5 protein-coding genes are annotated in these 4,200 nt (G+C 74.1%); 3 read left to right on the forward strand and 2 right to left on the reverse strand.

Annotated features, from left to right (window positions below; translation table 11 throughout):
* The 3 genes from BN2279_RS07440 to BN2279_RS07450 all read left to right on the forward strand — a co-directional run.
* The coding region (locus BN2279_RS07440) for a protein-tyrosine phosphatase family protein (protein ID WP_059007700.1) at positions 1-357 on the forward strand (357 nt) is incomplete at its 5' end.
* Positions 358-903: 546 nt separating this feature from the next.
* Entirely contained in the window at positions 904-1,887 is a 984-nt protein-coding gene (locus tag BN2279_RS07445) for a LysR family transcriptional regulator (RefSeq protein ID WP_059007702.1), read from the forward strand.
* A 4-nt stretch (positions 1,888-1,891) separates the two neighbouring features.
* The gene (locus BN2279_RS07450; protein WP_059007707.1) at positions 1,892-2,254 is read left to right on the forward strand and encodes a hypothetical protein; all 363 of its coding nucleotides are present in this window, start codon (positions 1,892-1,894) and stop codon (positions 2,252-2,254) included.
* Between the two features lie 346 nt (positions 2,255-2,600).
* Here BN2279_RS07450 and BN2279_RS07455 read toward each other — a convergent pair whose 3' ends face one another.
* Entirely contained in the window at positions 2,601-3,083 is a 483-nt protein-coding gene (locus tag BN2279_RS07455; protein ID WP_059007704.1) for a VOC family protein, read from the reverse strand.
* Positions 3,084-3,182: 99 nt separating this feature from the next.
* Positions 3,183-3,995, reverse strand: a complete 813-nt coding sequence (locus tag BN2279_RS07460) for an AAC(3) family N-acetyltransferase (RefSeq protein WP_059007705.1) — start codon at positions 3,993-3,995, stop codon at positions 3,183-3,185.
* Positions 3,996-4,200: the final 205 nt, after the last annotated feature.

A 4,200-nucleotide genomic window follows, 5' to 3' on the forward strand; every position in this document is an offset into this window, starting at 1 on the left:
TTGCGGCGGGGGCTGCCGGAGGGGGCGCCGCCGGACTACGGGCTCTACCTGCTGGGGCGGCAGCCGCCCGAAGTGGCGTGGGAGGCCCGCTGGTTGCGCTGGCCCGACTTCCGGTTGCCCGCCGACCGGACGCTGGCCCGGGAGTTGCTGGCCGACGCGTGGGCGCGGGCCGCGACGCAACGGGTCGAGGTCGCCTGCGGCGGAGGCCGGGGCCGCACCGGAACGGCCCTGGCGTGTCTGGCCGTTCTGGACGGCGTTCCCGCGGACGAGGCGGTGGCCTACGTGCGGCGGCACTACGACGCCCGCGCCGTCGAGACGCCGTGGCAACGCCGTTGGGTGCGGGGCTTCGGCGGGTGACGACGACCCCGAACGGGCCCCGCTCACGGGAGGCGAGCGGGGCCCTCGCGACGGCTCGGAGGTGCCGTCACGTCAGGTACGGACAAAAGACGCCCCCACGCCTTCGGTCCGTGGCTCGGAGGGTGCGGGTGGACGTGAAGTCCCCCTCCCGGTCGGACGGTTGCCAGGTGCCGAGGGCCGCCGGGCCGTGTCGCCGCCCCCCGGCGGTCCGTCCGCCTCTGGAACGCCGGTCTGCCGGTGGGAGGCCCAGGGGCAGGCCCACACCCCGGCAGACCGGCGGGTCTGGTCGGGGGAGGAGTGGCATCACCGGTACTCCCCTCCCATGTCGCGCGCGCTGACCCCCGCGCGACGGCGCCGCACGGGCCGCCCACCGCCGTTCCTTCCGGCGGACCGGAAGGAACGGGCGAACGGAGCGGCCCCCGCGTCTCCCCCGTGAACGCGGCGCCGCGTCCGGTGCCCCGCAGGCTCCGATCCTGCACCGATCCCCCACCCCTCCGGTAGATCAACGGCCATGACCTTCGCGACCGGAACGATAACCTTGACTGTATGACCGATGCCGTGGGAGCGAAGTCGGGACCGCTGGACGTGGACGCCCGACGCGAGCCGAGTCCCCATCAGTTGAGGCTCTTCCTCGTCCTCGCGGAGGAACTGCACTTCGGCCGGGCCGCCGCGCGGCTGTTCATGACCCAGCCCGCGCTCAGCCAGCAGATCCGCGCCCTGGAGACCCGGCTCGGCGTGCCCCTGCTGGACCGCACCAGCCGCACCGTGGCGCTCACCCCCGCCGGTCTGACCCTGCTGCCCGAGGCCCAGGCGATCGTCGAGGCGATGGCCCGGCTGCGCCGCCGGGCCGACACCCACGCGCGGGAGATCCGCGGCCACCTCGTCCTCGGCTTCATCGGCGCCGAGTCGGCGATGCCCCACACGCACGCCGTGCTCACCGAGTTGCACGGCCGCCATCCGCGGATCAGCGTCGAGATGCGCATGCTGGACTTCGTCGACCAGATCGACGCCCTGAACAACGGCGACGTCGATGCCGCGTTCCTGCGGCCCCCGCTGCCGTCCGGTATCCAGTCCCTGCACCTGGCCACCGAGCCGCGCGTCGCCTGCCTGCCCAGCGACGACCCCCTCGCCGGGGGCGGGCCGCTGCTCCTGGAGCAGCTCGCCGGCCACGCCGTGGTGGACCTGCCGCCCCGGACGCCGCGCGTCTGGCGGGACTACTGGGCCATCGATCCGCGCCCTGACGGGACGCCGGCGCGGTTCGGGCCCGTGGTGGCGGATCTGGAGGCCATGCTGCACGTGGTCGCCGGCGGCCGGGCCATGAGCTTCCTGCCGGCCTCGGCCCGCCGCCTCTTCCCCCGGCCGGGCGTCGCCTACGTGGACCTCGCCGACGTCTCGCCCTGCACGTCGGCGCTCGCCTGGGCGCCGCACAAACGGGCCCAGCCGGCCGTCGCGGCCCTGCGCGAGGCGGCCCGTGTCGCGGTGCGGCGCGGACCCGGGGCGCCACGCGCCGGGACTCCGGTCGTACCGTGAACGGATGTCCGTCAAGCTGTCGTTGAACTATCCCGCCCCGCTGCCGATCGGTCACCTGGTGGAGGTGACGGAGTACGCCGACACCAGGCCGGAGAAGAGGCGCAAGGGTTTCGACATGAGCGAGGCGTTCCGGCATCCGGTCGTCGCGGATCTCGACACCGGGATCCGCTACATGAACCACGTCCACGCCCGCGCCTACGGCAACGGGGGCAACACCTTCACGGCGAACGACTATCCGTTCACCCCGCGCGCCAACCTGGTGGTCAGCCGCGTGTTCCGGGCGCGGGTGGCGGCCTGCACGCTCGTCTTCGTGGAGGGTCTGTCGGTCCAGCACACGATGCTGCTGCTCGAACCCGTCGAGACCTGACGCGCCCCGGGACGCGTGCGAACCTCCCACCTCCCCGGTGCAGGCCGGGGAGGCGGGAGGGGTCTGCCGGGGCCGCCCGGCCCACAGCGGCGGCCGGAGGGCCGGACGGGAGACGTGTGCCCTGCCGGAGCGCGGCGGCCGGAGTGCCCGTGCGCGGGGGCCGGTTGACGAGAATCTGCTGGGGATAGTAGACCGTCGCGCCCGGTCGGGACACGGGTTCGCGACAGGGTCGGCCCGGACCGCGCCATCATGGCCGAAACCGGCCGCCGGGGCGGGATTCCGGCGCCGCCGGGGTATGCCGCGGGCACGCGGCGCCGGGGCGGCGAGGGCGGCGGGCCCGCCGCGCTCACCCGGCCGCGGCGGCGTCCAGCAGCCCCTGGATCTCGATCTTCTTCATGCCCAGCATGGCCCCCATCACCCGGTTGGCCTTCGCCCGGTCCGGGTCGGCGATCAGCTCGTGCAGCACGCGGGGCACGATCTGCCACGACAGGCCGAACCGGTCCTTCAGCCAGCCGCACGGCCCCTGCTCGCCGCCGCCCTCGGTGAGCCGCTCCGACAACCGGTCGACCTCCTCCTGGTCCGCGCAGTCCACCGACAGCGAGATGGCCTCGGTGAACGTGAACTCGGGCCCGCCGTTCAGCGCGATGAACTGCTGTCCCGCCAGCTCGAACGTGATCGTCATGACCGAGCCCTCCGGCCCGGGCCCCGTCTCGCCGTACCGCTGGATGTCGAGCACGCGCGAACCGGCGAAGACGGACGTGTAGAGCGAGACCGCCTCCTCCGCCTGGTTGTCGAACCACAGGAAGGTCGTGATCTTCTGCTTCCCCATGAGGACTTCCCTCTCACTCGGCCGGAACCCGGCGTTGCTGTCTCACAGGGGTGGACCGGGCCGGCCGGTGGAACTCATCGCCGCGCGGTGTGACGCGGGTCACATTGGCGACGCCGGGCGCGGCCGGTGCCGGGGCAGCCAGGCTTCGGCGAAGGCGACGGCGTCGGGCAGGGAGAACAGCCGGACCTCGGCCGCACCGACCCTGCCCCGCAGCACCGGGCGTTCCCGCTCGAACGCCGCGCCCAGTTCGCCGAAGCGGTCGTCGGTGATCGACGTGTCCCGCACGGTCGTCCAGCGGCGCCCCTGTGGGGTCGTCATCGCGAACGAGTTCTCGACCCGCGGCGCGGGAATCCGGTACTCGGCGAGGTGGAACGTCGTGCACGACTCGTAGCCCGCGCCCAGGAGCAGCACCCGCGCCTCGGCCTCCTCCAGCCGGGCGAGCGGGCTGCGTTCGCCGAGCCGGCAGTCCGGCGCGTGGCCGTCCACGATCGCGGCGGCCCGCGCGCCCACGGCCGCGAACGACGTCTGCGGGTGGGCGCTGCGGACGGCGCCCGGCCACGTGCGCAGCGTCTCCGGGACGACGCCGACACCGCGGGTCGGGGTCGTGCGCGCGTCGTAGGGCGGCATCGACGCGCGGATGTCGGCCCACCAGGACTCGGGCACCGGCGGGTCGCGCCAGAGCGCGGGATCGGAGTTGTCGCCGGTCTGCGTCGGCACCACCAGGGTCCCGTCGTCGCCGAGGACGTCGAGGAGGGCCCGCACGACGGTGGCGGGGCCGCCGCAGACCCAGCCGAGCGAGCTGAGCGAGGAATGCGCGAGGACGGTGTCACCGGCGCGGAGGCCGATGCCGCGCAGTCCGGAGGCGAGCGACTCGCGCGTGCACATCGGGCCGCTCAAGGGCGTGGTCGGCATAACCGCCGAGTGTGCCCGGCCCGTTCCCCGGCGGCCACCGGATTTCGGCGGATTCTCCGGCCACGGGGAGGCCGCGGAAGTGGAGGAGGCCGCGGACCGGCGCCCGCCCGCGAGGGGGTGGGCGCCGGTACGCGGCTGGCTCTTATTTCCCTTTCTGCGCCCACGAGACACGCAGAAAGTTAGGTTGATGACTTCGGTTTGAAAA

It is taken from the genome of Streptomyces specialis (assembly GCF_001493375.1).
Taxonomy (GTDB): Bacteria; Actinomycetota; Actinomycetes; order Streptomycetales; family Streptomycetaceae; genus Streptomyces; species Streptomyces specialis.